The sequence below is a fragment of the Nitratidesulfovibrio oxamicus genome, from assembly GCF_015731765.1.
In the GTDB taxonomy this organism is placed as follows: domain Bacteria; phylum Desulfobacterota; class Desulfovibrionia; order Desulfovibrionales; family Desulfovibrionaceae; genus Cupidesulfovibrio; species Cupidesulfovibrio oxamicus.
On sequence record NZ_VRYY01000654.1, the window covers coordinates 1 to 943 of the forward strand.

General features: G+C 72.0%; 1 protein-coding gene. It reads left to right on the plus strand.

The genetic code is table 11. The features are described 5' to 3' along the window. A partial coding sequence (locus tag FVW20_RS16895) for a hemolysin family protein (RefSeq protein WP_196610505.1) occupies positions 1-894 on the plus strand: 894 nt, incomplete at its 5' end. Positions 895-943: the final 49 nt, after the last annotated feature.

The following is a 943-nucleotide window of genomic DNA, read 5'->3' on the forward strand; positions in this document are numbered from 1 at the left end:
CTGGCCCTGCCGCTGGTGCGCCTGCTCAGCGCGTCGTCACGCGCGGCCTCGCGCCTGCTGCGCCTGCCCGAAGGCGGCGACAGGGCCGTGACGGAAGAGGACATCCGGGGGCTCATCGGCGAGGGTGCGGCATCGGGCGTGGTGGAGCACGCCGAGCGTTACATGCTGGAGCGCATCTTCCGGCTGGGCGACCGGCGGGCGGGGGCGCTGATGACCCACCGCTCGCAGGTGGAATGGCTGGACCTGGACATGCCCGACGCGGAGAACATGCTGCGCATCGCACAGTCGTCCCATTCCTGCTTTCCCGTGGCGCGGGGCGACATTGCCGCCGCCACCGGGGTGCTGAAGGCGCGCGATTTCCTGGCCGCCCGGCTGTCCGCCCCGGACATTCCCATGGACGGCTTCATCCGGCAGCCCCTGTACATCCCGGAAACGGCCCGCGCCCTGACCCTGCTGGACCTGTTCCGCCACTCCGAAGGGCTGCCCTTCGCGCTGGTGGTGGACGAATACGGCGAGGTGCAGGGGGTGGTCACCCCCAACGACGTGCTGGAGGCCGTGGTGGGCGAACTGCCCGATGAAAGCGGCGCCCCCGACCCGGCGGCGGTGCGCCGCGAGGACGGCAGTTGGCTGCTGGACGGCCTGCTGCCCTTTGACGAAATGTGCTCGCTGGCCGGGCTGGGTCCAGCGGAAGAGCCTGATGACCGGCCCGGCTCGTACGAGACCCTGGCCGGGTTCATGCTGCACCGGCTGGGGCGCATGCCCGCCATGGGCGATGCCCTGCGCTGGCGCGGCCACCGCTTCGAGATCGTGGACATGGATGGCCGACGCATCGACCGCATACTGGTGACCCCCGATCCCGAGCGCGCCGACGACGTGGGCGACGACGCCCCGTAGCGCGTCCCCGGCGGTCCCGTGCCGCTCACCCGCAGCCCGTTCGCCCCCC